The organism is Ruegeria sp. AL1 (assembly GCF_056540905.1).
This window is the reverse complement of record NZ_JBQFXP010000010.1, coordinates 91,505-116,778: the sequence shown is the minus strand read 5'-3', so window position 1 is coordinate 116,778 and position 25,274 is coordinate 91,505. Positions and strand designations below refer to the sequence as shown.

23 protein-coding genes, 1 tRNA gene and 1 pseudogene are annotated in these 25,274 nt (G+C 52.6%); 15 read left to right on the top strand and 10 right to left on the bottom strand.

What is annotated here, in order from left to right:
* Window positions 1-231: 231 nt before the first annotated feature.
* Window positions 232-1,326 (bottom strand): tyrosine-type recombinase/integrase, encoded by a 1,095-nt coding sequence (locus ACRZ9X_RS16490; RefSeq protein WP_480520807.1) that lies wholly within the window; start codon window positions 1,324-1,326, stop codon window positions 232-234.
* A gap of 353 nt (window positions 1,327-1,679) precedes the next feature.
* On the opposite strand from ACRZ9X_RS16490, the gene ACRZ9X_RS16485 reads away from it, so the two are divergent.
* The 9 genes and pseudogenes from ACRZ9X_RS16485 (at window position 1,680) to ACRZ9X_RS16445 (ending at window position 9,301) form a co-directional block, all read left to right on the top strand.
* Window positions 1,680-2,114 (top strand): helix-turn-helix domain-containing protein, encoded by a 435-nt coding sequence (locus ACRZ9X_RS16485; protein ID WP_480520805.1) that lies wholly within the window; start codon window positions 1,680-1,682, stop codon window positions 2,112-2,114.
* Window positions 2,114-2,734: a hypothetical protein gene (locus ACRZ9X_RS16480; RefSeq protein WP_480520803.1), complete on the top strand. Its 621-nt coding sequence runs from the start codon at window positions 2,114-2,116 to the stop codon at window positions 2,732-2,734. The genes ACRZ9X_RS16485 and ACRZ9X_RS16480 overlap by 1 nt, the downstream gene beginning before the upstream one ends.
* Window positions 2,731-4,038, top strand: a complete 1,308-nt coding sequence (locus ACRZ9X_RS16475) for a DNA cytosine methyltransferase (RefSeq protein ID WP_480520801.1) — start codon at window positions 2,731-2,733, stop codon at window positions 4,036-4,038. The genes ACRZ9X_RS16480 and ACRZ9X_RS16475 overlap by 4 nt, the downstream gene beginning before the upstream one ends.
* A 100-nt stretch (window positions 4,039-4,138) precedes the next feature.
* Window positions 4,139-4,276, top strand: a pseudogene (locus ACRZ9X_RS16470) (IS30 family transposase); the annotation flags it as partial.
* A 207-nt stretch (window positions 4,277-4,483) separates the two neighbouring features.
* The gene (locus ACRZ9X_RS16465) at window positions 4,484-5,206 is read left to right on the top strand and encodes an N-acetylmuramoyl-L-alanine amidase (RefSeq protein ID WP_480520799.1); all 723 of its coding nucleotides are present in this window, start codon (window positions 4,484-4,486) and stop codon (window positions 5,204-5,206) included.
* A gap of 21 nt (window positions 5,207-5,227) precedes the next feature.
* Window positions 5,228-5,668, top strand: coding sequence for a hypothetical protein (locus ACRZ9X_RS16460; protein ID WP_480520797.1), 441 nt, complete (start codon window positions 5,228-5,230; stop codon window positions 5,666-5,668).
* Between the two features lie 26 nt (window positions 5,669-5,694).
* Window positions 5,695-6,876: a S8 family serine peptidase gene (locus ACRZ9X_RS16455; protein WP_480520795.1), complete on the top strand. Its 1,182-nt coding sequence runs from the start codon at window positions 5,695-5,697 to the stop codon at window positions 6,874-6,876.
* Window positions 6,877-6,887: 11 nt separating this feature from the next.
* Complete coding sequence (locus tag ACRZ9X_RS16450) at window positions 6,888-8,369, top strand: hypothetical protein (protein WP_480520793.1); 1,482 nt, start codon at window positions 6,888-6,890, stop codon at window positions 8,367-8,369.
* A gap of 215 nt (window positions 8,370-8,584) precedes the next feature.
* Window positions 8,585-9,301: a hypothetical protein gene (locus ACRZ9X_RS16445; RefSeq protein WP_480520791.1), complete on the top strand. Its 717-nt coding sequence runs from the start codon at window positions 8,585-8,587 to the stop codon at window positions 9,299-9,301.
* Between the two features lie 101 nt (window positions 9,302-9,402).
* On the opposite strand, the gene ACRZ9X_RS16440 is transcribed toward ACRZ9X_RS16445, so the two are convergent.
* The 7 genes from ACRZ9X_RS16440 to ACRZ9X_RS16410 all read right to left on the bottom strand — a co-directional run bounded on the left by ACRZ9X_RS16440 (window position 9,403) and on the right by ACRZ9X_RS16410 (window position 17,337).
* On the bottom strand, window positions 9,403-10,326 hold the full coding sequence (locus tag ACRZ9X_RS16440) for a response regulator (protein WP_480520789.1): 924 nt from the start codon (window positions 10,324-10,326) through the stop codon (window positions 9,403-9,405).
* Window positions 10,323-12,665, bottom strand: coding sequence for an ATP-binding protein (locus ACRZ9X_RS16435; RefSeq protein WP_480520787.1), 2,343 nt, complete (start codon window positions 12,663-12,665; stop codon window positions 10,323-10,325). Before ACRZ9X_RS16435 ends, ACRZ9X_RS16440 begins: the two co-directional genes overlap by 4 nt.
* Window positions 12,666-13,059: 394 nt before the next feature.
* Window positions 13,060-14,634 carry a relaxase family protein gene (locus ACRZ9X_RS16430; RefSeq protein ID WP_480520785.1) on the bottom strand — a complete coding sequence of 525 codons (1,575 nt, stop codon included), beginning with the start codon at window positions 14,632-14,634 and terminating at the stop codon, window positions 13,060-13,062.
* Window positions 14,628-15,056, bottom strand: a complete 429-nt coding sequence (locus tag ACRZ9X_RS16425) for a plasmid mobilization protein (protein ID WP_480520783.1) — start codon at window positions 15,054-15,056, stop codon at window positions 14,628-14,630. Before ACRZ9X_RS16425 ends, ACRZ9X_RS16430 begins: the two co-directional genes overlap by 7 nt.
* A 19-nt stretch (window positions 15,057-15,075) precedes the next feature.
* Window positions 15,076-15,996: a hypothetical protein gene (locus tag ACRZ9X_RS16420; RefSeq protein ID WP_480520781.1), complete on the bottom strand. Its 921-nt coding sequence runs from the start codon at window positions 15,994-15,996 to the stop codon at window positions 15,076-15,078.
* Window positions 15,997-16,020: 24 nt separating this feature from the next.
* Window positions 16,021-16,097: transfer RNA gene (locus ACRZ9X_RS16415), tRNA-Pro, on the bottom strand.
* Window positions 16,098-16,221: 124 nt separating this feature from the next.
* Window positions 16,222-17,337 (bottom strand): THUMP domain-containing class I SAM-dependent RNA methyltransferase, encoded by a 1,116-nt coding sequence (locus ACRZ9X_RS16410; protein ID WP_480520779.1) that lies wholly within the window; start codon window positions 17,335-17,337, stop codon window positions 16,222-16,224.
* Between the two features lie 291 nt (window positions 17,338-17,628).
* On the opposite strand from ACRZ9X_RS16410, the gene ACRZ9X_RS16405 reads away from it, so the two are divergent.
* Genes ACRZ9X_RS16405 through nqrF form a run of 6 tightly spaced genes read left to right on the top strand, consistent with a single transcriptional unit; the run spans window position 17,629 to window position 23,501 of the window.
* The gene (locus tag ACRZ9X_RS16405; RefSeq protein ID WP_480520990.1) at window positions 17,629-18,972 is read left to right on the top strand and encodes a Na(+)-translocating NADH-quinone reductase subunit A; all 1,344 of its coding nucleotides are present in this window, start codon (window positions 17,629-17,631) and stop codon (window positions 18,970-18,972) included.
* A gap of 5 nt (window positions 18,973-18,977) precedes the next feature.
* Entirely contained in the window at window positions 18,978-20,186 is a 1,209-nt protein-coding gene (locus ACRZ9X_RS16400; protein WP_480520777.1) for an NADH:ubiquinone reductase (Na(+)-transporting) subunit B, read from the top strand.
* Complete coding sequence (locus tag ACRZ9X_RS16395; RefSeq protein ID WP_480520776.1) at window positions 20,179-21,006, top strand: Na(+)-translocating NADH-quinone reductase subunit C; 828 nt, start codon at window positions 20,179-20,181, stop codon at window positions 21,004-21,006. The genes ACRZ9X_RS16400 and ACRZ9X_RS16395 overlap by 8 nt, the downstream gene beginning before the upstream one ends.
* Window positions 21,006-21,659, top strand: a complete 654-nt coding sequence (locus ACRZ9X_RS16390; protein WP_170710614.1) for an NADH:ubiquinone reductase (Na(+)-transporting) subunit D — start codon at window positions 21,006-21,008, stop codon at window positions 21,657-21,659. The genes ACRZ9X_RS16395 and ACRZ9X_RS16390 overlap by 1 nt, the downstream gene beginning before the upstream one ends.
* A complete protein-coding gene (nqrE, locus tag ACRZ9X_RS16385; RefSeq protein ID WP_480520774.1) occupies window positions 21,659-22,267 on the top strand; it encodes an NADH:ubiquinone reductase (Na(+)-transporting) subunit E in 609 nt (202 codons plus the stop codon). The genes ACRZ9X_RS16390 and nqrE overlap by 1 nt, the downstream gene beginning before the upstream one ends.
* A gap of 10 nt (window positions 22,268-22,277) precedes the next feature.
* Entirely contained in the window at window positions 22,278-23,501 is a 1,224-nt protein-coding gene (gene nqrF / locus ACRZ9X_RS16380) for an NADH:ubiquinone reductase (Na(+)-transporting) subunit F (protein ID WP_480520772.1), read from the top strand.
* Between the two features lie 33 nt (window positions 23,502-23,534).
* Here nqrF and ACRZ9X_RS16375 read toward each other — a convergent pair whose 3' ends face one another.
* Entirely contained in the window at window positions 23,535-24,548 is a 1,014-nt protein-coding gene (locus tag ACRZ9X_RS16375; RefSeq protein ID WP_480520770.1) for an NAD-dependent epimerase/dehydratase family protein, read from the bottom strand.
* Window positions 24,549-24,713: 165 nt separating this feature from the next.
* Window positions 24,714-25,238, bottom strand: a complete 525-nt coding sequence (locus tag ACRZ9X_RS16370; protein WP_480520768.1) for a CBS domain-containing protein — start codon at window positions 25,236-25,238, stop codon at window positions 24,714-24,716.
* Window positions 25,239-25,274 lie beyond the last annotated feature (36 nt).

Below are 25,274 nucleotides of genomic sequence, written 5' to 3'. Positions count from 1 at the left end.
ACCGGAGGTAACTTTAGTTGGCGAAAAGGTAAATCATTTGGTCAAAAGGCAAAATATCTCTGCATTTGACATTTAGAAATTTGGTCGGAGTGAGAGGATTCGAACCTCCGACCCCTGCCTCCCGAAGGAACGGGCCTGACTTTAAGCCATTGTAATTATTGTAATGTACCATCATTTCACTGCTCCTTTGTTCACGTTTGTACCAATCTATATCCGGAAATGATCTGGATATCAGATTGCATCCGCCGCTCCTCTCTGGTGATCCGGGTGATGATGCCCATAGTTCTTCTCAAGCGTTTCGTGGGTCATACCCAAGAAACCGCAAGCGTCCCACTTGGGTGCGCCCTTTTGCATTAGCCAGGTCGCACAAGTGTGTCGCAGAGTGTGTGGAACGACTTTTCGGTCCCCGTCGGTCTCTAGGCCTGCCGCCACAACAGCAGTCCTATATGCGCGTTTGACATTCTGCAGTGGCTTGCCACGATGGGTGACTACGAATTCGTCTACCGGAAACCGCCTTCGTCGGCATAGCAGGTGCTTCTTCAGACGCGCAGGCAGCCTAGAACTCGGGCGTTCCTTTTTGGTGCGTCGCCGTCCAACGGGGTTCCAGTAGATGATGTTGCTATGAAAATCGATATCAGACCAGCGCAAGGACAAGATCGCCTCCTTTCGCTGGCCGGTCAGCAATCCGATCCTAAGAAACAGAGTCAGGTGTTCAGTCTTTGACTCGGTTGGCACGCCATCCTCCACAGGCGTATCGAAGCTCCGCGATACTCGGACTAGCCTTAGCGCTTCATCACATGTCAGGAACCGGATACGACCCTCTGGTTTCGGAGGAAGTCGGACCGTTATTTTGCGCGTAATTAGCTGATCTTCTTCGGCACGCCGGATAGCAGTGGAGAGCAAACTGAGCTCCCTTCGCAAGGTGCCGTCCTTCAGCCCCTTGTCTCCACGGCTCTTCCGACGTTTCTGGCAGTATTCTTTGATGAGCACATCGTTGATATCGCCCACGGCATAGCCATCAAAAAACCTGATGATTGGCTTTGCCGCGTTGGCCAAACGCTCCGGGTCAGCAACATCGTCAAGTCGCTTAGCCAGATAGTGCGAAACTGCGTCAGCCACATAGAATTCGTGTGGCTCGACCGCGCGATCCGGCCTGAAGCGCCTTAGCTTCCATTCTGCGAAGTAGAGTTCAGCCTGGTCGCGATCCCCAGTGCCAGTCGAGTGCTCGCGGCTGCGTCCCCCTTCGGTCCAGTAGATGTACCAATTGCCATCGGCGAGGCGTTTTCGGTCGCGTGCAAGGCGGGGCGGGGTCGGTTTGCGGGGCATGCTTTCACCGTAAATTGATCTAGGTATCGTTCCCACGCACCGTTGGGAATCTTGGGGTTTCGTCGGCCTGGGGCTGTGTAAATGTGATCCAGCATGTCTTCGCGGATAAGATAGCGAACGTTTGAAACGGGGATGCCCACTCGTTCAGCTAATTCTTTTGGTGTCTCGAGAATTTTTGGCAATTTCAACTCCTCAATGACTGCACACATATCGAGGCAAAATTTTCGTTTTGCGTTCAGATCGAAACAAAACTACGATAATTCTACCAATAACTAGCAAAATGCCTCTGTGGGAGGTGACTTTGAATAGAAATAACCATAACTGTGGTCAATGCAACCACAAAAAGGGCCATCATGACTGTTCCTGACCTAGGGATGCGCCTTGCGGCTGTCCGAACTGAGGCGAGTCTTTCACAAGAAGAAATGGCACAACGACTAAGCATCAGTCGAAGTGCGTATCAGTACTATGAACGTGGCCAACGCGACCTAACCGCCACCCTACTTCTGAAGGTTTATGAAGAATTCGATGTCGATCCGCTCTGGATGCTCGAAGGGGACACCGCAGAAGGCAAAAGCCGCCGACATTCAGAAATGGCACTGGCCTACCGTAAACTTGGAATCGCAGTTGAGCACAGAATAATCAATCGCGGCCTTGTTGTAGCACCCGAAAAGAAGTGGGATGCTATAGATTTTCTTTTTGAAGAAGCTTTGAACCCCGAAACGATGGAGGGCCTTAACCAAGTGCCCGATATAGCCAGAATTGACACCATCTTAAGGTTAGTCGCTTGATGTTGGAGAACGAAGTCTTGCGAAAAGCCGAGCAATTGAGGCCGCGCAAAGTAGGCGTGTTGGGCAAAGTAGATAGCATCTTAGAAGAGACCCAACTTGATGCACCGTACCAGTCTAGAAGCTCCAATGGAGTTAGGCCAACTAGGGGTTGCTCGAATGCCACGGAATGTGAGGCCTGTGGAGGGATAGAGTATCTTTCTAGAGAGTTTTGTCGTTGCGGCCATTACTTACGTGGCCAACTAGAAGACGAGTACTTGTCTTGGTTGTGTAGGTTGGAGCATGAGGCTGACGAAATATCTACGGACTTTTTGCAGAAGCAGAAGAAGTTAAAAAAAGGATTGATGTTTACGGTGCTTTTTCTCATCGTTCCGATAGCAGTTCAAGTTATCAGCCCAGATCTAATGGGGTTTTTCGCGTACCTATGGATACTAGCCGGACTCGTTGTGGTGTTCATTCTTGCGCTCATCGAAGCAAAACTTGCGCGCCCAACCAAAGAAGCCGCTGAATTTCTGCGAAATTTTTCTATCCAAGACTATCTAGAACAAAGAAATTTAATCTTGAACTCAAGTCCAGATGCTCCTGGACAAGCCAATTCCCTCAAAAGTATGATGGAAGCATGAGTTTTAGTTCTATCGACTTATTCGCGGGCTGCGGCGGCCTTTCGCTCGGCCTTCATCAAGCCGGCTTTGATCACCTATTTGCAGTTGAAGCACACCAACACGCCTTTTCGACCTATTATCGAAACTTGGTTTTAGGGAAGAGTTATGCAACGCGATGGCCCAATTGGTTGGCGCAGAAAGAACACGACATCGTCCAAGTTTTGAAGCAACACAGAACAGAGCTCCACAAATTGCGAGGTCATGTTGATCTAGTTGCTGGCGGTCCGCCGTGTCAGGGCTTTAGTATGAACGGGCGCCGTGATCCCAACGATCCGCGAAGCAGAATGATCAACGCCTATCTAGAGTTTGTCGAAGCAACGCAGCCAAGGTTGGTGTTGCTTGAGAATGTTCAAGGTTTCGCCTCGATGCCACACGGTGATGGAGGTAAGTATCCCGACTACGCGAAACATCGCTTAAGCGAGCTTGGTTACAGCGTTTATGACTCGATACTGTATGCGTCAGATTGGGGCGTACCACAAAGACGGCCGCGCTATATTCTCGTGGGAATAGAGAGCGGGAAGCTACCCGGAGTAAATCCAATCGAACGATTGAAAGTGCAGCGAAAGCACTTCCTTCAAGCTAGAGGGCTTGGAAAAGCAGGCACTTGCGTTGAGGATGCGCTGCGCGATCTCCTGACTGAAGATGCATCCCTCCGACCTGATCCTGAATACGGGAACATGGGCTTTATGTCGTTGAATTATCGCGTGCCTGCCAAAAAGTCGGCATACCTTCGACTAATGCGCGACGGGTGGAGGGGTAAACCGACTGATATGCGTCTTGCTCGCCACTCCAAGGTAGTAAGTGAAAGACTGCAATTGATATTGGAAAGTTGCGAAAAGGGGCAATCGATATCAAAAAGTGATCGTGAACGTTTTGGCATTAAGAAGCGTTCGGTAACCCCTCTTGATCCAAATTCGCCGTCGCCAACGATTACAACGCTTCCGGACGACTTGGTTCACTACTGCGAGCCCCGCACAATGACGGTACGGGAACATGCAAGAATACAGTCGTTCCCTGACTGGTTTCAATTTTGTGGTCCATACACGACCGGCGGGCGCAGAAGGAAACACGATTGCCCTCGGTACACTCAAGTTGGGAATGCCGTTCCACCCTTGTTGGCATGCGCAATCGGTGAAATGCTTGTCAGCTTACTAGTCGACCAAAATCCTTCGAATTTCTCGCAAAGCATGCAGGTTGGAAAGGAAGTTCTTCCTATAGTCAGGGAAGTCAGCGACAGTTACATAGACATTGCCGTCTCGGCCTAAGAACTGCCGAACACGCTCTTTTTTCTTTTGAAGCGTGTTCTAACATGCTTTCGGGTCTACTCTACCAGAGCTCAAAGGTCTTCGCCAATTTGCGGAGCGTTTTCGTTCGCTGACATGGGATCGGAGCTTATTGATGAAAGGTCACCTGACATTCAACATGGCCACCAAAATCGACCTCTTCTATTGTGATCCCCAATCACCATGGCAACTCGGAACCAACGAGAAAACGAACCGGCTTCAACCGGCCACGCTCATGCATCAATGATCCGACGCCACAGGAATATGCCCACTAGTCAGTGGAAGAGAAAATACTAGCTAACTCAAATAGTAACGTAGAACGAAATAGCAGTGGATCAATGGATACGAATCTGCCCGAGTTAGAAATTCTTGACTCTCGTACCGGCGCATACGCTATGATTTGCAATATTGTTGATGGAATATTGCGATGAAACATAATGAAGAAGAACTGTTCGCCCGGTTACTTGTTGAAGACAAGATATCATATGATGAGTTTCAAGCTATCCTTGCGCTGAAAGAAAAGGCGGATGATCTTCAGGACATGCTGGAGGGCGGTAATACCGACCTATCAGTACCGCCACCTGGCACCCTTACAAAGAAACCTGGCTTAGCCGTGATTGTGGGCCACACGAGAAAACGTCCAGGTGCTCAGGGCGCAGCTCCGATAAGCTCTCATGAATATGCTTTCAACTCAGATCTCGCCCGTTCAATCCATAGCTACTGCCAGACCAAAGGCGTTCGCAGCAATATCTTCACTCGCGACGGAATAGGAATCGCCGGGGCCTATAGAGAGGCGGTTGTTTGGGGAGCTACATTTGCTGTTGAGCTGCATTTCAATGCATTTAACAAGAGTGCGAACGGCACCGAGACGCTGTACGATCAAGAAAATCACAAGAACGCGTCAACGTGGGCGTCTCACTTGCAGGATAGAATGCTTGAATCGCTCAAACTTCGAGACAGAGGCCTCAAGCAAGTCGATAAGGGTGGTCGTGGATATCGCAGTTTGTCGGCTGCAAACATACCAATTGCAATTATTGAACCGTTCTTTGGTGACAACCCTGCAGACGCCGCCGTAGGCTTTGAGAAAAAAATGCATATTGCAGAGGCGGTAGCTGATGCGGCAGTATCGTTCACTGCCGCCGTTTCGTAGCTTATTCCGGGAGTGGAGCCAGTGATCTCAACAACTGAATTTGTTGCTAAAGCACAAGCCAAAGACAATAATGGCATGGACGGGGAAGAATGGCTCCTTGAACAACTTGGTGACACAGCGGTGGGCTTCGCGCAGACTATCGATTTTGATCAGGTTGGAGACGATGTCAGGTTTGGCATACGAAGTAGGGAAGAGAGAACCGCGATTGGTCGTCGAATATTTAGACGTCTTGAACGAGAACTTTACACCCTCCTATGCGGTAATGGGGAAGAAGAAAAGGATGATCGACAAAGTCTCGGATTGAGCGGTGATGCGCTCATAGGGATCATTACTACAGCATTGACAACAGGATTGTCCGTTGGGCCTCAGGCAGCCGCAATAGTCGCAGCTCTAATTGTTCGAAGGCTTGTTCAACCCACCACAGACGAGTTGTGCAGCTATTGGAGCGAAAGGCTGACGTAGATTGTCTTTTATAGATCGGTGATGAGATGTCATTTAAATTAAGAAACAATTTGGAAATTACGATCCACGCTCCTAGTGAGCCAATGACGAAGCAAGGTCCCGGTTTGGCAGCCAAAACTAAATCGAAAATAGCACCTGTGGTTGGAGTTTCTGAGAAAACCAGTAAGAACAAACCCAGTGGTCCGGAGCCTTTTCCAGTAAGACTGCTGCCAAGCGACTCTGTTGCTAAGTCAAACAAAGAAGTAGTCGAAGATGCTATTAATGATGGAGTGGTCTGGGGTGTCGAATTCTTAGAGGCGCACGGGAACTCCTTGAACGGGGAGGGCGTGACAATCGCGATCCTCGATACTGGGATCAATCAAGATCACGAAGCTTTTCAAGGGATCAAAATTGAGACTAAGAACTTCACCGACAGCAGCGAAGACTGGGACACCGATGGTCACGGAACGCATTGTGCGGGCACCATACTCGGGAGACAACTCAAAAATGGAGTGAGAATTGGCGTAGCACCTGGTGTAGAGCGCGCATTGATTGCGAAAGTCATAGGCGATAACGCTGGAAGTGATCGACTAATGGAAGCGCTTCAGTGGGCGGTTAAAGAGGGTGCTGACATCATATCAATGTCGCTCGGATATGACTTCCCTCTCTATCGGAAACTACTTCAAGAATCTGGAAAGCCTGAACATGCGGCGACCTCCGACGCTCTTGTAGCATATGCAAGAAACGTTGAGCTCTTCAGTTCATTCTGCGAATTCGCCAGAAACTTGAGAGGAGACGATGACTCTCCCATGTTTATTGCCGCTGCCGGAAACGAGAGCGAACGAGGCGACTACTCGGTGGAAAAATCCCCGCCTTCGTCAGCTAAAGGGGTGATCTCGGTCGGTGCAATTGATAGCAACAGGCAAGTCGCCAAGTTTTCAAATGGCAATCCCATGTTTGTTGCCCCCGGAGTGGATATCGTTTCGGCTTCCCACGATAGTACAAACGGACTGTCAATAAAGTCAGGAACAAGTATGGCTTGCCCACACGTAGTGGGACTCGCTGCTTTGTATTGGCAGCATTTCGTTATTGGTGGCCTGCCTAAGGATCAGGTTGCTGCAGAAGTCGTGAGCGGACTACGAAATAGTGCTGCTGGAACACGTGGGATAGATTTTCCGAACTATTCTTATGAAGAGTATGGTCTTGGAGCGCCAAGGGCACCGGCGTAGGAGGGGGAGTAATGACCGGAACGGCAGGAGTAGTAATTCTTGACGAGTTCGATGACGACTCCATCGTAGACCTTGAGGGTGCAAAAAACAGCGCAGAACTAATTAAAACCATCTTAGAGAACGGACGGCAAAAGCTCAGACCTCTCTTTGGCATTGGGGAGGTTTCACGCAATGATAATCCTCTAAAGGTAGAGCAGTATCTTGAGCGAACTTTCAAAAATACTGAGAAGGGTGAAACAGTCTTTCTGTATGTAGTAGGCCACGGGGTGGTGCCTAAGGATAGCAAGGACAAAAACCTCTGGCTTCCGACAAAAAAAACAATAGTGAAGGAGGGTGGAGAGGCCAATTGGATCAAATTTCGTGGTAACATAGCTTCAAAATTGATGCGCGTCGGTGACTTTTCTCGAGCAGTTGTTTTCGTCGATACTTGCCATTCAGTTGAAGAAGACGATAGCGAAGAGACTGACGCGATTTCGCAAGACGCCTCAGGAGTATTGTCAAACTCAGAAGCAAAAAAAATCAACTTAGATGCTCTGGAAGACAGTGTCGGAAATAGGGAGATTATATACTTTACCTCTTCGTCGATTCATCAGAGTTCTTTTGAAATTACACCTTTTGAACATGAACGTTATTCCAAACTTCTCGCCGCTTACAAAGAATGGAAATACGCGCCGGGTGATGCCAAGAGAATGACCGCGTTTGCTCATGCTATCGGTATGGCGCTATTCATTGGGGACACAGGCGCTAAGGGGCTTGAGGCTCTAAAGCTGGACATTGACGAAGCTGATTTGGCTAGTGGTGTTCTCAAGAAGATGATTTACGATGAAGAAGGCGATGTTTCTCTTTTGAATCTTAAAGATGCAGTTCAGCTTATCCTCACAAAATTAGAGACCCAGCAAACACCCCAACTGCTGCCATCAGATAGCGATGGGTTGGCCGCCAACCTAGCGGGTGTTCGCACCCTCAACCCCGCAAAAAAGGATCTAAGGCGCAAGCTCTATTCATACATTCAAAGCCTTCAGCATGCTACTTCTGGCACACAATCAGAACTTCAAGATTTCGCGAAGAAGTTGCAAGATAATGCAAGATCAGCGTTTCCTACGCAGGCATTTGAAGTGCCTAATGAAGATGATATCAGGTGGGAGGAAAAGCTCTTTGGTTATATGGAACTATCGGAACCTGAGTTCCTAGAGTCTTTTTTGATCGGAAAGATGGAACGAAAGATTGAAGAAGCTGTCTCCAAGGCAAAACAGGAGACGGCGGATGAAGTGAGGCTAAGTCTAGAAAGCCGAAACAAAAGAATCCTTCAACTTGAGGATGATCTTGAGGCGGAAAAAGAAAAGAACTCGACGCTAGAAGCAGCCGCAGACAAAAAGAAAAAAGAATTGAACGGTAAGGTTAGGTTTTGGCGTGTAGCAGCACAGTCACTAATGAGTATCGTTTTTGCGATTTTTACTTTTTATATGATATGGCTGCTTACATCATCGACATAGGGTGCACAAATTGAGGATAGAAAAATGATAGCCGACAGAATAACTTGGTCTTCTTGCTTGGCCTCAACCGCCAGAGCGTCGTGTCGGATAGTATTTTTGTCAGCACTATTGGCCGCTGCCTCACCAGCGCTGGCATGCCCATCGGGCTATGTATCCTGTGGCAAGAATAGTTGTTGTTTGGGATGAAGTGGCTGGTTAACCTGCGCTGAAGTTAGATGCCCTGGTACACACGTTTCTTAATCTCCGCGACCATAGGCGTAGCCTTAGCGTTTGCTTTCTTGATATTTTTAGTATCTCATATCACAGAACGCGAAGCTATTTTATACAGCGGTTTCTATCCTCCTGATATTGAAGGTCGTTCGTTGGAGGTGGGGGACTTCTTCGTTGTCCAAAACGAAACATCTATTCCGTTGGAGGGTCTAAAGAACAGTTGTCCTGGCCTGGCCATCTCGCTTAGAAAAAAGTACGAAGCCACTAAGATCGAAGTAGAAGTTCGGAGCGTTCTGGCTGACAAGATCGGTTTCGTGGGGAGCATAATTCCGAGCCTCAAAGGTACTACGAGGGTTCTTGCTTCAAACACAATTTCCGGCCCGGATATAGTTGCAGCACTTGCGGAGACGACGGCGTTGCCAACTGACAGCGATGAACAAGTCAGTTGCGAGACACTGGTCGCAAAAGAATCTGATGGCAGATGTGTCGTTGTTGTAACCAATGTCCAGAGTACAAGTGTTTCCCCGACGGAGAACGAACTCTACGGCTTTTCGTTCCCAAGAGGCTGCCAACTCGTAGGCTTCAAATCAGCACCGGATGGTTGGAGCCAACCAAGAGTATCCTTTGATCGTGCATTCGGTGTTGGACGACTTGAGCGACTATGGATACAGCTTACGCAACCGTTGATACAAGTTGTCGAAAGACCCGCCGACCTGTCCTGAGCATCCAATTTTGAATTGCAATTATTGGGCGTTCGCAGCAGAGACAAAAAACGCTAAATAGGCGCTGATTATTGGCAGGTGCTAGTCTCAAGCCGTACCAGCTAGTCGATCAAAATCCTTCGAATTTCTCGCACAGCGTGCAGGTTGGAAAGGAAGTTCTTCCGGTAGTCAGGGAAGTCAGCGACGGTCATATAGACGTTGCCGTCTCGGTCTAGAATTTGCCAACCACGGTCTGTCTTCTCTTCTAAGGCATGTCCCAACACGTTCCGAACCTGAATGACGTTGTCGCTATATCTTCGAGTCTGATCTCGCAGTGCTCGCAGCTGATCTTTTCTGTCGCCATTTGGAAGCGTTGAAGTGTACTTTCTGACCAGTTCTCTAAACAATTTGAAAGTTTTCGTACTATCAGCCGCTGGATGCTTCAATCTATGCTCAAGGGTCTCGAGCAAAGGGAAATCATTCGCGTTCTTTGCAGACTGTTCTTGCACAGCCTGATCAAGAAACTTTACTGCATGTTCTTCGTGTCCCTGAGAAGCAATGTGCATAATAATGGACTGGCATGCAGTATCAACTTCAGCGACTACTTCCATCGCAAGCCCTCTCATGCCCGATAGTCGGTTAAGGGAATGAGCGTAGTCCTGAATCATTTCGCCAGCACAAGCTGTAAAGCGTTCTCGTGAGGCACAGAAAACACCTTCGATCTTGTCGGCTGCCATGCGCTGCCTAAGGCCATCTTCGCTATCGCTGCCGCTGTAAAACAAGATGGGTGTCGTGCGAAAAAGCTTTCTGACTTTTGGTGCTAGTTCGTCACCTTTGACTCCTCCCGAAAGTTTGAGATCCAACAAGACTAGGTCGAACAAATGGAATCTGTGTTGGTACTCCGCGAGTTGTTCAATATCACTGCCATCCCGCGAGTTCGTAATTTCAAGTTCAAAACCGGCCAATGCCGCACTATCAATAAGCTCTTTTTCTTCCTGCTCTGAATAGTTGTCTTCAATCCACAACAACCCAAATTTCAATCTCACTTGGCCTTCTCCGGTATTACTATAATAAATTCTGGACGACCTGCGTCGGCAGATGGGTTCAGTCGTATGGTTCCACCCATCGCCTCAAGTACTTGAGCAACGTGAAACAGGCCTAGACCGGTGCCGTTAGTCGACCCTGTGTAGTGCTTCTCAAAAATGCGGTCTGGATCAATGCGATCTAAATTCATCCCAGTACCGTCATCGTGCACGGTCATCTGTACTTCTTTTTTGGACTTACTTTCGGTAGCTTCAAACCAAATGTTCTGAGCCCGAGCCTTCCTCGCGTTGTCAATCAAATTGTCGATCACTACCGCCAAATCAAAGGGCGAAAACTCGCATTCGATAGACTGAACTTCTGTGCTGAAATGTACAACTGGAACACGTGTTTGATCCCCAAGCATGACCGAAAAATACTCATGTAGATATTCGATCAGGTCACCCTGAATGTGGCTCGTTTCCAGATCAACTTTGATATTGGGAGCAAATCTAGAGATGGTTTGAAGTCGATTGTTCTCGAGGCGTATGTATGAGAAATCATCCATTACGGCCCGGATCTGATACCTCATGGATCCTGCGACATCTGCAAAGTCTTCAGGGTCCATCTCATCGGCATTTTGGAGTAAGTCCAGTAGCTCTTTCGACTTAGATAAGCCGCGCGTCGTTCCCGATGAAATATGTCCCGAGTAAATATTCACTTGATGCAACAAAAGCTGGATGCGCTCTGCGTCTAAGTTTTGGCTCGCGGCCAAATATTTTGACTGCTTCTCAAGCTGCGCGATCCTGGCATCAGACTGCTGTCTCTCCAAAGCCATTCGTTGCGCTTCTTCACGCGCTTCGCTTTCAGCCTTTTCTAGTTCCAAAATTCGGGCGCGCGTCTGCTCAATTCTTCTAAGTAGATCACTGTCACCGTCACGCTCGGCGATTGCCACCAGATCACCAAGTGCTTTTTCCGTGGCTGTTTCTTTCGCGTCGGCGATCTCAAGAATGTCTTTATCGAACTCCAATATTTCAACGTCTTTGGAGCGGGCAAGCGATCCCACTATTTGTAAGATTCGAGCTTTAGCTGGATCGCTTTCCAAACCTTCCGCGGTGTCGCGACCCTGATCCTGTTTGTCTTTCCAATTGACGCCCACAACATATCTTTCTAGGCGCAGTATCATGAAGCTTTTGATAGCATCAAAAAGCGCTCGGCTGTTGGCATCCTCAATCAGGCCCGCGTCTCGGCTTGATGCTTCTCGGAACATTTTAGGTGGGGCGTCGACATCCACACGACCCAGAATATCTCGAGTTCCCAAGTAGCGCGACATACCTTGTTGCTTTCGTCGATTTAAGCCAAGCGTATCGTCCGTTTCTTCACCAATGGGAAATATCCGAAAACCATTTAGGAACAAAAATACACTGCCAAACTCGACTGGGCTAACCTTCATTCTTACGCTAAACGTCTGTTTCGCACTTCGATTGAGAAAAAATATTTCGCCACGAATTTCGCAGTTTCCCAGTTCAGAATATGGGTTTGGTTCTGCGATGCGATAAATCAACCGCCCCCGGTCGATCAGTGTGGAGAGTATTCTATCCCTCTTAACTTCCACAGAGATCTTGGAAGTCTTGTCCTGAAGAACGTCCGCAATGTTGTTTCCTATTGGTCCGTTCAGTTCCCTATCATTGATGTCCGTGCCAGTTACATAGGTCCTGACTTCAACGCTTTCAGTGGTGCCGAATGGATCAATTAGCTTTGCAAGATAACTTCGGAGTTTTCGTATATTGTCGTTGTCCCACACATGACGCAGAGAAGTGATTTCGAGTACCGTTCCTGTATCGTTTGGCAATGATGCTGATGCAGTGACTGGGAACTCAACTGCCTCTTCGATGTGGACAAAGACGTCCTTGAACTCATCTTTGCTGTCCTTCTCGAAGTCCTGCCAGTTAATTTCAAGCTTAACGGCTCCCTTGGCCGAACTGGCATCACGCGAATAAAGTTCCAGTTTTGAGCCCAATGTATCGCAGGAGAAGCGTCCGATGCCTTTACTGCCCGCATAAGAGCCTACAGATCGAATCTTATCTCTATAGCCTTGAGAGCTATCTTCTGTGCCGTCCGCCTTGGCAGAGTATGCGACAAACAACCATTTATCCGTGACGTCGGACAAGGACATACCTTTCCCATCGTCAACAATTCGCAAAACACTGTTGTCCGGGTCGAGTTCGATTTGCACCAGGCGGGCACCAGCATCGACTGAGTTTTTTACAAGCTCAAAAATCGCAACAAATTCGTTTGTTACTAGATCGCGGCCAATAACATCTTTGAGGTGCGTACTTATGCGGAATGGCTTTGAAATTGACATGCCCAGAACCTCGCGTATGAGCTCGTATTTGTCCACATGCGACTAGAACATCAAGGTTTCTTTTTTGATAAGTTGCGCGATTACAGGGGATTGAGCGTCAGGCCAGAACAATTTGGCCTATGCTGATCATTTTTGCATCGACCCCAAGTTCTGGTATCAAGTAGCCGTTTTTGGTCCCGAACACATTCCGCAAATACTGATTTCCGTCAATGTCCATAAACAGACACCGTAAGTTGTAGCAATCGCCCCAAACCCCTGCAATTGCAACAAGTGGAATGCCTGTCGGTAGCGAGTCGACTCTTTCAAACTCTCTGTAGTCAATCCCACAGTCGCAGGATTGGCGAAAGCTCATGGTGAAGCGTTCGTGATTCGGGGGCATGATCATTCCTTCAGATCAAAGATGGAAGCCGTAGTCTTGGTCTCGTTCAAGCAGCCCATGATTCGGCTCTCTTGCAGCAGAGTTTCGGCGTCCCTCGCTAGCTTCAAACTGGTCTGCAAGTTCTCTTCCAGCGTCGTGTAGTTCTGTTCTTCGGTCAGCAAGTCGGCCAATGTAGCTACGGACTTGAGATGTGATTTCATCAGCAGCTCGATGCACTGCGTTAAGCCATTTAGTCTGGCCTCGATCCCGGTCGTCGAGCGTTCTTCCAAATTGCGCAATTCCTTGGCGGAGGTCTCGCAAGCCGTCACCAACTGCTCGACGCACGCGAGCAAATCTCGCTCCAAGGCTGTCAGGGGTTGATCCATCTAGTTCGGCTCCACTCTGATGCAGGAAACCAATCGGCTCGCCACCGAACAGGTGCGCATGCTTGATGTTTCTGGCGGCAGGATCAAATAAGTCGCTCCCTCGTGAATTACCGTCTGGATGCCCAATCTCTCTAGCTGTGTCGAGGTGGCTATCGTTGAGAGTTTCCAGCTCCACAGAAAAGTCAGTCCTAAGGTTGCTGCGATCAACACCATACAGGCCGTTATCACCGCCCAAGGTGAGATCTGAATTAGGAATTTGATCTTGTCGATGTGACTCTGCCAGGTCGTCCCGCTCCAATCCAAAAACGTGCGGGTATCGGCTTCGATTGTATTCCGCGCGAGTGTTACACATGCTTGAATATCGGTCCTGAAGCTCTGCAATTGAGAATCCATCAAGGCGGCGTGCTCTTTTCGGATCTTGTCCAAGTCCGCGTTCAATTTCTCGCTCAGCCGGGTCGGCTTGCCAGTCGTCATGGAAAATCTCTCCTTTCAATCGCCAGCGTTCGCCTGTGTCGGGGTCTTTAGCGGTGATGTAATTTTTGCTTACGCGGGGGATATCGAAACCTGCGTCGGTCAGAGCATCGACCATGCTTGCGCGGTTGGTGATGGTGCCGATGCTGATCTGGTCTAAGATCCATTCGTGCAGTTCTTCGCGGCCCTGCGCCCTAGTTGGGGCCTCAACGGTGGCTTGAACCTCCTGTGCGCGTTCCAGATCCATCGGATCGGCCCAGTCATGCGTCTTGTTCATAAGGTCGCGCAGACTGTCATAGGCTGTCTGATAGCCAGGTGGCGCAATGTTGAGGCTCTTACCGGTTGTCAGCTCCAAACGCGGCGTACAGAAATGCAGTTCAACGCGGTCTTCGTGGCTATGCCGGACCCAGAGCAAGTCGAATTGCTCACTGTCCATACCAGCGAATGCCAGTGCCTCGAAGGCGTTCATGACTTCGACCTGCTGGGCTTCGGTAGGTGCATCCTCGCTGGCAAAGCTGATGACTCCCGAGCGGTAGGTCCACTGATTGCGACTGGCGTCGATTAGGGCCTCGGTGCGGGCGGGATCGCCGCGCAGCACGTCAGGCAAAGGATCGCGTATGATCTTCTCGGGCTGGCCATCAGCATCGAAGATTAGATCGCGATTGGCGTCATAGGCCAAGACCTGACGCGTGACGAGATAGCCAACTGGACCAGCACCCGCGCCTTTGCCGTTGGGAAAGAACTTGATCAGCATTTCCGTGCCTCATGAAGGATCTTGGCAAGCTGGCGTTCAATCATAACCAATTGTCGGGCCACGACCATCGCATCCAGGTCAACCCGACCAACCAGAAGCGCCCGATTCACAAACCGCGCAATCTGGTTTAGGTTACCGCCGATGCGTCCAAGCGTCAGGACCAGAGCGGGGTCAACGCGAGGCGCAGGCTTGCGACGACGTGCTTCCGTCAAACCCAAGGTTTCGCGCAAGAGGGTCGCGGCGGACACTCCGGCAGCTTCGGCTTTGGCGCGAAGCTCTGCCTTCTCAGCAACGCTACATCGAAAGACGAATGTCTCGGTGAGCGGCGCTTTGGCGAGGGGCGTGCCTCCGTCGGAGGGGTTCGAAGGGGAGGCTTGCCACCCCTCGCAAGGTCCCGTGTTAGCAGCGCCAGCGTATGACATGGGTCGCCTTGCTCTTTGCTCAGACCGCATGGCACAGCTCCTGCTTCGATGGTACAAACAGAGTCCAGCCTTCGGTGAGGAGCCAACTGCGCAACGTGGGCCACTCGTTTTTGTTCGTTGGGGGGAACCTGCCGGGGAGCCAGTAACCGCGCTCGTTGTTTTCGATGGCTTCAGGAAGTACCCGGTCGATCCAAGCACCAAACATTTGTTCGGTGAACTGCTCCCATTGGCGGCAGCCGAAAGATTGGCGCGAGACGAAGACGGGTTGCGCGCACCCCACGCGCGCCGAGTCGGATGGCCCTCCATCCGGCAGATCCGGTTCAAGCGCGGGGTTTTGTTCTTTAGATGGTTCTTTCTTTATATAGGAAAGATCACCCATGCGCCCTTTGCCTGTCACGGGTGAACCCTTTTGCCCTTCCGAAAGGCTCACCGGTGCATCCTTTTTCCTCTGGCGAAACGGGATGATTTTTGTTGGGGAGCGAAGGTCGTATTCTGTGTGATTGCCTGCCCCACGCCCTTCAGTTCGAAACAGCCAACCAAACTCGACAAGCTGTTTGAGGCAACGTTTGATGGTTGCTAGCGACATTCCGACCAGGAACTCATCAAGCGTTTTTAGTGAGGGATTGAGTTGGCCGGTCCTGTCGTTGGCGAACTGTACCGAAAGCGCTGAGGCAACTGCCTTAGTTGACGAGTTGAGGTCAGCGCATTGCAGGACGGCCTTGAGCCATTCAAAGCGATTGAGCCTAGACATATGCGCCTCCCGCGATTGCGGACCGGCTGCGAATTTGGTATTCTGTTCGTGCAGATAGATTTGCATTGCCGTTGAGGTGGGTGGCCGCCCCCTCAGCGGTTTTTCTTTCACTTTTCGGCGGAAACCAGACCTCGAAAACAGAATAATCCGGACAAAATCCGGGCAAGCTGCAGCAATGGCGCGGCTCATTCGCAATTAACTGACTGATTTTATTGGTCGGAGTGAGAGGATTCGAACCTCCGACCCCTGCCTCCCGAAGACAGTGCTCTACCAGGCTGAGCTACACTCCGACCGTGGCGGGTGATCTATACCCGGGGAATGGGATGCGCAAGAGGGATTCTGGTTTAGGCATAACCGAAAGGAGGGCTCAGGCTTGAAGTTCGCCGTGGGTTTAAATGGTCGTGAATTGCGAGCTCAGCTTAGCACCTCTGTTCTATGCAATCTGACCTTGGTGCCACCATGGTCAACGATTGGACCGGGTGCAAGCAAGGGCAGGTGTGTGGCGCGGGCGAGGGAGTGGTTACTGGTCACGATGCCAACGCGCCAGCCCTGAAAGCGGCTCAGCAAAACCTTTCCAAGGCTTCCGTATAGCGAACGCAGACGCTTTTCGTCACCAATGCGCGCGCCGTAAGGCGGGTTGACGATGACCAGTCCGACTGGCCCGGAAGGGGGTTTGATGTCACTGACAGATCGTTGATGGAATTGCACGACCTCTGTTACGCCAGCGCGGCTTGCATTGGCGGTTGCAGCGTCAATCGCGCCACTGTTTCTGTCGGATCCATAAAAACGGAAGTCAGATGCGCTCTGCGTGTTACTGGCAGTCATCTCAGACCAAGCCTCAGCATCGAATCCCACCAGATCTTCAAATGCGAAGCTCCGGGATCTGCCGGGACGTAATCCGCACGCAATCTCGGCGGCTTCGATCACGAAGGTGCCCGAGCCGCACATCGGATCGAGAACGGGTTCGTGCCCAGAAAAGCCGCAATCGCGCAAGAACATAGCCGCCATCGTCTCGCGCATGGGGGCTTTGGCGGTTGCGGATTTGTGACCGCGCTTATGAAGGGGGTCTCCTGAGCTGTCGACCGAGATAGTGCAGATGTCCTTTTCGATGCGCAACAGAACACGCAGGCGAGCATCGTTTGAGATTGGAGCGCCAAGCGTTTCCGAAATTGCGCCTTCAACCCGTTGTTTCGCGGCTCCGGCGTGATAGATTCGCGACTTGCGGCAAACGGCCTCGACCTTCACAGGGATATCGGGGCGCAGGGTGTCGGCCCATGGAAACTTGCGCAATCGCTTGTCCAGTTGCGCCAGATGCACGGCAGGAAAACTGCCCAGACGTACCAGAACCTTGTTTGCGCCGCGCAGGCACAAGTTTGCGCGCCAGACATCCGCCCAGGTCCCCCGGCACGTGACGCCACCTGGTCCGATTTTCGACTGTGAGAACCCCTGTTCGACAGCCTCGGCCAGCAATGGGGCCTCCAGGCCAGGTGTTGCTATCAAGAAGATGCCTAATGTGTCGGTCTGTTCCATTTCGATTGCTTACACCGGAACGATTCCCGGCGCGATAAGCAAATTGACTCGGCGGATGACCGGGTGTGCCTGCGATAATTGCGCCCGACAGATTGGTTTGAGCGGTAACAGGTTTGCGTTTGGAGCCGTCCCCGCGTAAAGGGTCTCTGATCATTGGAGGGCTTTCGGTCGGGTACGGGTGCTTGTGCACTTTTTCTCGCTCAAAGGCTTACGCGTTGATGCCGTTTTGTGCCACGATGCCGGGGCCGAGGCGACGTGGTGCAGGAAAGAGGCTTGGAAGACCGTAGCGACATGCAAACTTTCAAACTGAAAAAAGGGTTGGAACTGCCGGTGCAAGGTGCGCCGGAACAGAAGATTCAACCGGGACCAGAATTTACATCTGTTGCCGTTCTGGGCGCGGATTACATTGGTCTGAAGCCGAAGATGCTGGTGCAGGAAGGCGACGAGGTTCAACGTGGCACACCGCTGTTCTGCCACAAGGATGCGCCCGATGCGATGATGGTTGCGCCGCTGAGCGGAAAGGTCGTGGCGATCAACCGCGGCGCCCGCCGGGTGTTGCAGAGTGTGGTGATCGAGGTTTCGGACGCCAATGACGCTGGCGTCGATTTCTCTGCCATTGGCGATGCTGACAGTGCCGAAGGGATTACGGCCAAGCTTTGCGCTGCGGGTCTGTGGACGTCGTTCCGCACCAGACCCTATTCCAAGATGCCTGAACCGGGCACCAAGCCTGCCGCTATTTTTGTCACCGCGATGGACAGTGATCCGCTGGCGGGGGACGCAGCGCTGATCATTGGCGATGCCAGCGAGGCGTTCGCTGCCGGGCTGGCTGCCGTATCGCAGTTGACCGAGGGCAGGACATACCTGTGTCATCAGGAAGGTGCATCGATTCCCGGTGCCGATTTGCAAGGCGTCGAAGCTGCGGCGTTTTCTGGTCCTCACCCCTCGGGCCTGGCCGGAACACATATTCACTTCCTCGAACCTCTGGCCGGGGACAAGCAGGTCTGGACCATCGGTTATCAGGACGTGATCGCCATTGGTCGTCTGATGCAGACCGGCCATCTGGATCCCAATATCGTGATTGCACTGGCCGGACCGGGTGCCCGCCAGCCGCGATTGATTCGCACCGTAATGGGGGCGTCAACGGACGATCTGACCCGTGATGAGGTCGATGTTGATGGGACTGCGCGGATTATTTCCGGCTCGATCCTGTCCGGACGTCACGCCGAGGGCCCAACGGCATATCTTGGCCGCTTTGCGCGGCAAGTTGCGATTATTCGTGAAGATCATGACCAGATCACGCTGGGTTGGATTCTTCCTATGCCGTCGAAATACTCAGTCCAGCCGGTGTTGGGGTCGGCATTTGCCAAGAAACTCTACGCCTTCACGTCGAACCTGAACGGAGGTCGCCGTGCGATGGTGCCGACCGGCGTGTTCGAGGAGCTGATGCCGCAGGACTATCTGCCCACGCAACTGCTGCGCGCGCTTTTGGTGATGGACACCGACACGGCGCAGGCGCTGGGGGCGCTGGAACTGGACGAAGAAGATCTGGGCCTTGTGGGCTTTGCCTGCCCGGCGAAATATGAATACGGGCTGGCGCTGCGCGACTGCCTGACCAAGATTGAGAAGGAGGGCTAAGCCACATGGGTCTGCGCAGCTTCTTTGACCGGATTGAGCCGAACTTTACCAAGGGCGGCAAGTACGAGAAGTATTTCCCCATCTACGAGATGGTCGAAAGCTTTATCTACACACCGAAAACTGTCACCACCGTCGCGCCGCATGCGCGGTCTTACGTGGATATGAAGCGGATCATGACATATGTCGTGATCGCGACGATCCCCTGTATTCTGTGGGGGATGTGGAACACCGGCTATCAGGCCAACTCGGCAATCGCGACGCTGGGGCCGGATGCGGCAACAGGCTGGCGGATTACTCTGCTGCAGATGTTTGGCATTTCGCTGAACCCTGAAAGCCTGTTTGCCAATGTGATACATGGGTTGCTGTATTTCCTGCCGATCTACATCACGACACTGGTCGCGGGTGGTATATTCGAGGTCATCTTTGCCACAGTGCGTGGGCACGAGGTGAACGAAGGTTTCCTTGTGACCTCAATGCTTTACACGCTGATCCTGCCCGCTACCACGCCTCTTTGGCAGGTGGCGCTGGGGATCATCTTTGGTGTCGTCATCGGCAAAGAGGTATTCGGCGGCACTGGCAAGAACTTCCTAAACCCCGCGCTGGTTGGGCGGGCGTTCCTGTACTTCGCTTATCCGGCCAGCATGTCCGGAGATTCGGTCTGGACGCCGGTAGACGGGTTCTCTGGCGCGACAGCGCTGGGTGTGACTGCTGCACAGGGCGTTCAGGCGTTGGCGAGTGAAGGCATCACCTGGGCAAGCGCGTTTTTCGGAACGATTCAGGGCAGCTTCGGGGAAACTTCGACACTGGCTTGTATGATTGGTCTGGCCTTCCTTTTGACAACCAAGATCGCCAACTTCCGCTTGATTGTGGGCTGTCTGGCCGGAACCATCGGCTTTTCACTACTGCTGAATCTGATCGGGTCCGACACCAACCCGATGTTCGCAATGCCGTGGTACTGGCACATCGTTCTGGGTGGCTACGCCTTCGGTCTGGCCTTCATGGTGACCGAGCCCGTTTCCGCCAGCCACACCAACCTGGGCCGCTATATCTACGGCGCGCTGATCGGTGTCATGGTTGTGATGATCCGCGTCATTAACCCCGCTTTCCCCGAGGGCATGATGCTGGCAATCTTGTTCGGCAACGTCTTTGCGCCGCTGATCGACTATTTCGTCGTGCAAGCCAACATCAAACGGAGGGCGCGTCGCCATGTCTGATACGCAATCCCCGGATCAAAACGAGGCCCCCAAGGGCGCGTTTGCCAAGTTTCTGGCGGCCTCGCCGGATTCGGTCAGCAAGACCATCATCATCGCTGTTGCTGTGTGCTTGGTGGCCTCGATGGTCGTTTCGGCAGCCGCAGTCAGCCTGCGTCCGGTGCAGGAAGCAAATGCGCTGAAAGACAAGCAGGTCAACGTTCTGCAGGTGGCAGGTGTTTATGAGCCCGGTATCGACGTGACCGAGGCTTTTGCCGCGTTCGAGCCGCATGTGCTTGAGTTGGAAACCGGCAAATTCGTCGATGATCAGTTCGATCCGGCTACGTTCGACGATCTCGCAGCCGCCAGCGATCCGGACCTCAGCGTCGCGCTGGATGATGACCCGGCCGGGATCGGACGCAAGTCCAGATATCGCGTGATCTATCTGCTGCGCGACGATGCGGGAGAGTTGGACAAGGTGATCCTGCCGCTGCACGGGTACGGCCTTTGGTCCACGCTCTATGGTTTCATTGCGTTGGAAAACAACGGCAACGACATTTACGGCCTGCAATTCTATCAGCATGGCGAAACACCCGGTCTTGGGGCCGAAGTGGACAACCCGCGCTGGAAGGCGCTGTGGAACGGCAAGCGGCTGCGCGATGACGCGGGTGATCTGCAGATCACCGTTGCCAAGTCGCAGCCTGCGGCAGGTCCTGACTTCTACGTTGATGCGTTGGCCGGTGCGACTTTGACCTCGGTCGGTGTCGATAACCTTGTGCGGTTCTGGATGGGCGATGCGGGTTACGCTCCATTCCTGGCCAATCTGCAAGCAGGAGAGATCTGATGTCCCAGACCAAAAAAGAGATGCTGGTCGACCCGCTTGTCGACAACAATCCGATCACGCTTCAGGTGCTGGGTATCTGTTCGGCGCTGGCGGTGACATCCTCGCTGCAGGTGTCGATGGTGATGGCGCTGGCGGTGATCTTCGTGACCTCGTTCTCGTCCTTCTTCATCTCGTGCCTGCGCAACCAGATTCCGGGCTCGATCCGGATCATCGTGCAGATGGTCATCATCGCCTCGCTGGTGATCCTGGTGGATCAGATACTCAAGGCATACGCCTTTGAGATTTCGAAAACTCTGTCGGTTTTCGTCGGCCTTATCATCACCAACTGCATCGTGATGGGCCGGGCCGAGGCGTTTGCCATGAAAAATCCGCCGGTCGCATCTTTCATCGACGGGATGGGCAACGGGATGGGTTATGGCCTGATCCTGCTGCTGGTCGGGTTCATTCGGGAACTGTTCGGCGCGGGCTCGCTGTTTGGCGTGACCATCCTGCAGACCGTCAACAATGGCGGGTGGTATGTGCCCAACGGCATGCTGCTGCTGCCACCGTCGGCGTTCTTCATCATTGGTCTGATCATCTGGGCCTTCCGCACATGGAAGCCGAACCAGGTTGAGGAACGTGAATACAAAATCCAGCAGGTAGAGGCGCACTGATGGAAGCCCTGATTTCACTGGCCGTAAAGGCCATCTTTGTCGAAAACCTTGCGCTCAGCTTCTTTCTGGGGATGTGTACCTTCATCGCCGTGTCCAAGAAGATTTCGACCGCGCTTGGTCTGGGGATTTCGGTCATGGTGGTGCAGGCCATCACCGTGCCTGCGAACAACCTGCTGCTGAACTATCTGCTGAAACCCGGCGCGCTGGCCTGGGCGGGGTTCCCGGATGTGGACCTAACCTTCCTCGGCCTGATCTCGTACATCGGCGTGATCGCAGCGATGGTGCAGATCCTCGAGATGGTGCTCGATAAATACTTCCCTCCGCTCTACAACGCGCTGGGGATCTTCCTGCCGCTGATTACCGTGAACTGCGCCATCCTCGGGGGTTCTCTGTTCATGGTTGAGCGTGACTACAACTTTGCCGAGGCAACCACCTATGGCCTGTCCTCGGGCTTTGGCTGGGCGCTGGCGATCACCGCAATGGCGGGCGTGCGCGAAAAGCTGAAGTATTCGGACATCCCTGATGGCCTGCAAGGGCTGGGGATCACCTTCATTACCGCAGGTCTGATGGCAATGGCCTTCATGTCCTTCTCGGGCGTGAAGCTGTAAGGAGGCGTCGATGGAAACTTTCACTCTAGGCGTCGCACTCTTCACCCTGATCGTGATCGGGTTGGTAGCCATCATCATGGCTGCACGCTCCCGACTGGTCTCAACCGGGAATGTCAACATCACCATCAACGGTGAAAAAACGGTATCTGTGCCCGCAGGCGGCAAACTGTTGCAAACGCTCGCGGCTGAGAAACTGTTCGTGCCTTCGGCTTGTGGCGGTGGCGGCACCTGCGCACAATGCCGCGTCAAAGTGCATTCGGGCGGGGGGTCGATCCTGCCCACCGAGGAAAGCCATATCACCAAGCGTGAAGCTGCTTGTGGCGACCGCCTGTCCTGTCAGGTCGCGGTCAAGCAGGACATGGACATCGAAGTCCCAGAAGAGGTTTTTGGTGTCAAGAAATGGGAATGCACCGTCCGGTCAAATGAAAACGTCGCGACCTTCATCAAGGCCCTGACGCTTGACCTGCCCGAAGGCGAAGATGTGAATTTCCGGGCCGGTGGCTACATTCAGATTGAAGCGCCTGCGCACCAGTTGGCATATACAGATTTCGATGTGGAAGAGGAGTACCGCGAGGATTGGGATCGCTTCAATCTGTGGCAGTACAAATCCGTCGTGGGCGAACCTATCGAACGGGCCTATTCCATGGCCAACTATCCGGACGAGAAGGGCATGATCATGCTGAACGTCCGCGTGGCCTCACCGCCTCCGGGCTCCGAAGGTATCCCACCGGGTCAGATGTCGTCGTATATATTCAACCTGAAGCCGGGCGACAAGGTTACGATTTCGGGCCCGTTTGGTGAATTCTTTGCGCGTGAAACCGAGAAAGAGATGGTCTTTATCGGTGGTGGTGCGGGCATGGCGCCGATGCGCAGCCACATCTTCGACCAGCTCAAGCGCCTTGAGAACCGCAACCGCAAGATCAGCTTCTGGTACGGCGCGCGGTCCAAGAAAGAGATGTTCTTTGTCGAGGATTTCGACACTCTGGCCAAAGAGTTCGACAATTTCGACTGGCATGTCGCCTTGTCAGACGCGCAGCCCGAGGATGACTGGAAAGGCTATACCGGCTTTATCCACAATGTTCTGTTCGAGGAATACCTCAAGAACCACCCGGCGCCCGAGGATTGCGAATACTATATGTGCGGCCCCCCGATCATGAACCAGTCGGTCATCAACATGCTGTTGGATCTGGGTGTGGACCGCGAAGACATCATGCTGGACGATTTCGGCGGATAATTCAGATGAAACCGGCGCAACACGCGCCGGTTTTCATTTGTTGTAGTAGTCCCGGTACCAGGCGACGAACTGCGCCAGACCGTCTTTCAGCTGTGTTTCGGGTCGGTAACCGGTCAGACGCTGCAGCAGACTGTTGTCAGCCCATGTGGCAGGTACGTCGCCCTGTTGCATGGGCATGTAGTTTCGGATGGCTTTCTGCCCGACCGCCTCTTCGATGGCTTCGATGAAATCCATCAGGCGCACCTTTTCCCCATTGCCGATATTGACGACCCGATACGGTGCAACCGGAGACAGGCTGTCGCCCTCTTCGATCTCATCAGAGCTGCTTGGACGTTCGGGAGGGACATCGATCAGCAATCGGATGCCGCGCACCAGGTCTTCGACATGGGTGAAGTCGCGGTACATTTCTCCGTGATTATAGATATCGATGGGGCGTTCGTTCAGAATGGCATCGACAAATTTGAAATAAGCCAGATCGGGCCGCCCCCAGGTGCCGTAGACGGTGAAAAAGCGAAACATCGTCGTCGGCAAATTCCACAGATGCGCGTAGGAATGGCCCATCGCCTCATTCGCTTTTTTGGTCGCGGCGTAGATGGTCAGTTGATTATCGGCCTTGTCGACCTCGGTAAAGGGCATGTCCTCATTCGCACCGTAGATGGACGAGGTCGAGGCCATAAGCAGGTGATCAACGTTATGCTGCCGTGCAAGCTCCATCACGTTGAACGTGCCCACTACATTGGAATCGACGTAACTGCGCGGGTTTTCAAGGCTGTAGCGCACGCCGGCCTGAGCTGCGAGATGGATGATGACATCGGGTTCGAACTCATCGCCGATCTGCGTCAGCCGGTCATGATTTTCCAGAACATCCTCGGTCGCCGAAAAGGCCGGGTTCTGCAACAGCATCTGATGGCGGCGGCGCTTGAGTGCGACGTCATAGTAGTCGGTCATTCCGTCATAACCATGTACACGGAACCCGTCGGCAAGAAGCAATCTGGCAAGGTGAAACCCGATGAACCCTGCGGTTCCCGTAATCAATACTCGTTTCATGGCCATCCCGGATGCTGGAGCAACTTCTGTTGTCACAGATACGTTCTCGGGCACGCCGTCAAGTGCGCCGCCAGCAATTGCCCGAGCCGTGTTTCGACATCAGTGTTTCTACACACAAAGCGCCTGTCGCCGCAGGCATTGTTTCTGACGCCGCAGCAGGCCGGTTTAGCCCACGATCATCTGCTTCATCTTCAGGGCTTCATATTCCAGCTCGTTCAAGCGGAAATTGACCACATCGCCTATGGTGATGACACCGCATAAATTGCCGTCCCGCAAAACCGGCATGTGACGAAACCGGCCTTCGGTCATGGTTTTCAACACGCTCATCAACGGATCTTCGGGGGCGCAGGATTTCACCTCGCGGGTCATCAGGTCTTGGACCGATTGTGGCAGGGTCTGGCCGGGCGTTTCAGCCATCCGACGCACAATGTCACGCTCGGACAGAATTCCCTGCAACGCACCGTTCTGGTCGGTGACAACAACGGCGCCGATGCGTTTTTCTTTCAGAATCTCAACCACCGAGTGGATCGTGTCATTGGGTCGGACGGAAAATACCGCGTCTCCTTTGCCTTCCAGAAGTTTCGCGACCGTGGAATGCGAATGCGACAAATTCGTCTCGACCGATTGACTGCGGGTTGCCGGATCGGTCTTGTCGCCCCGTGTGGGCGGCTGGTAAGAGCTTGGAGCCATGAGCGATCTCCTTTTTCATTTGATCTGCCTGTTGGA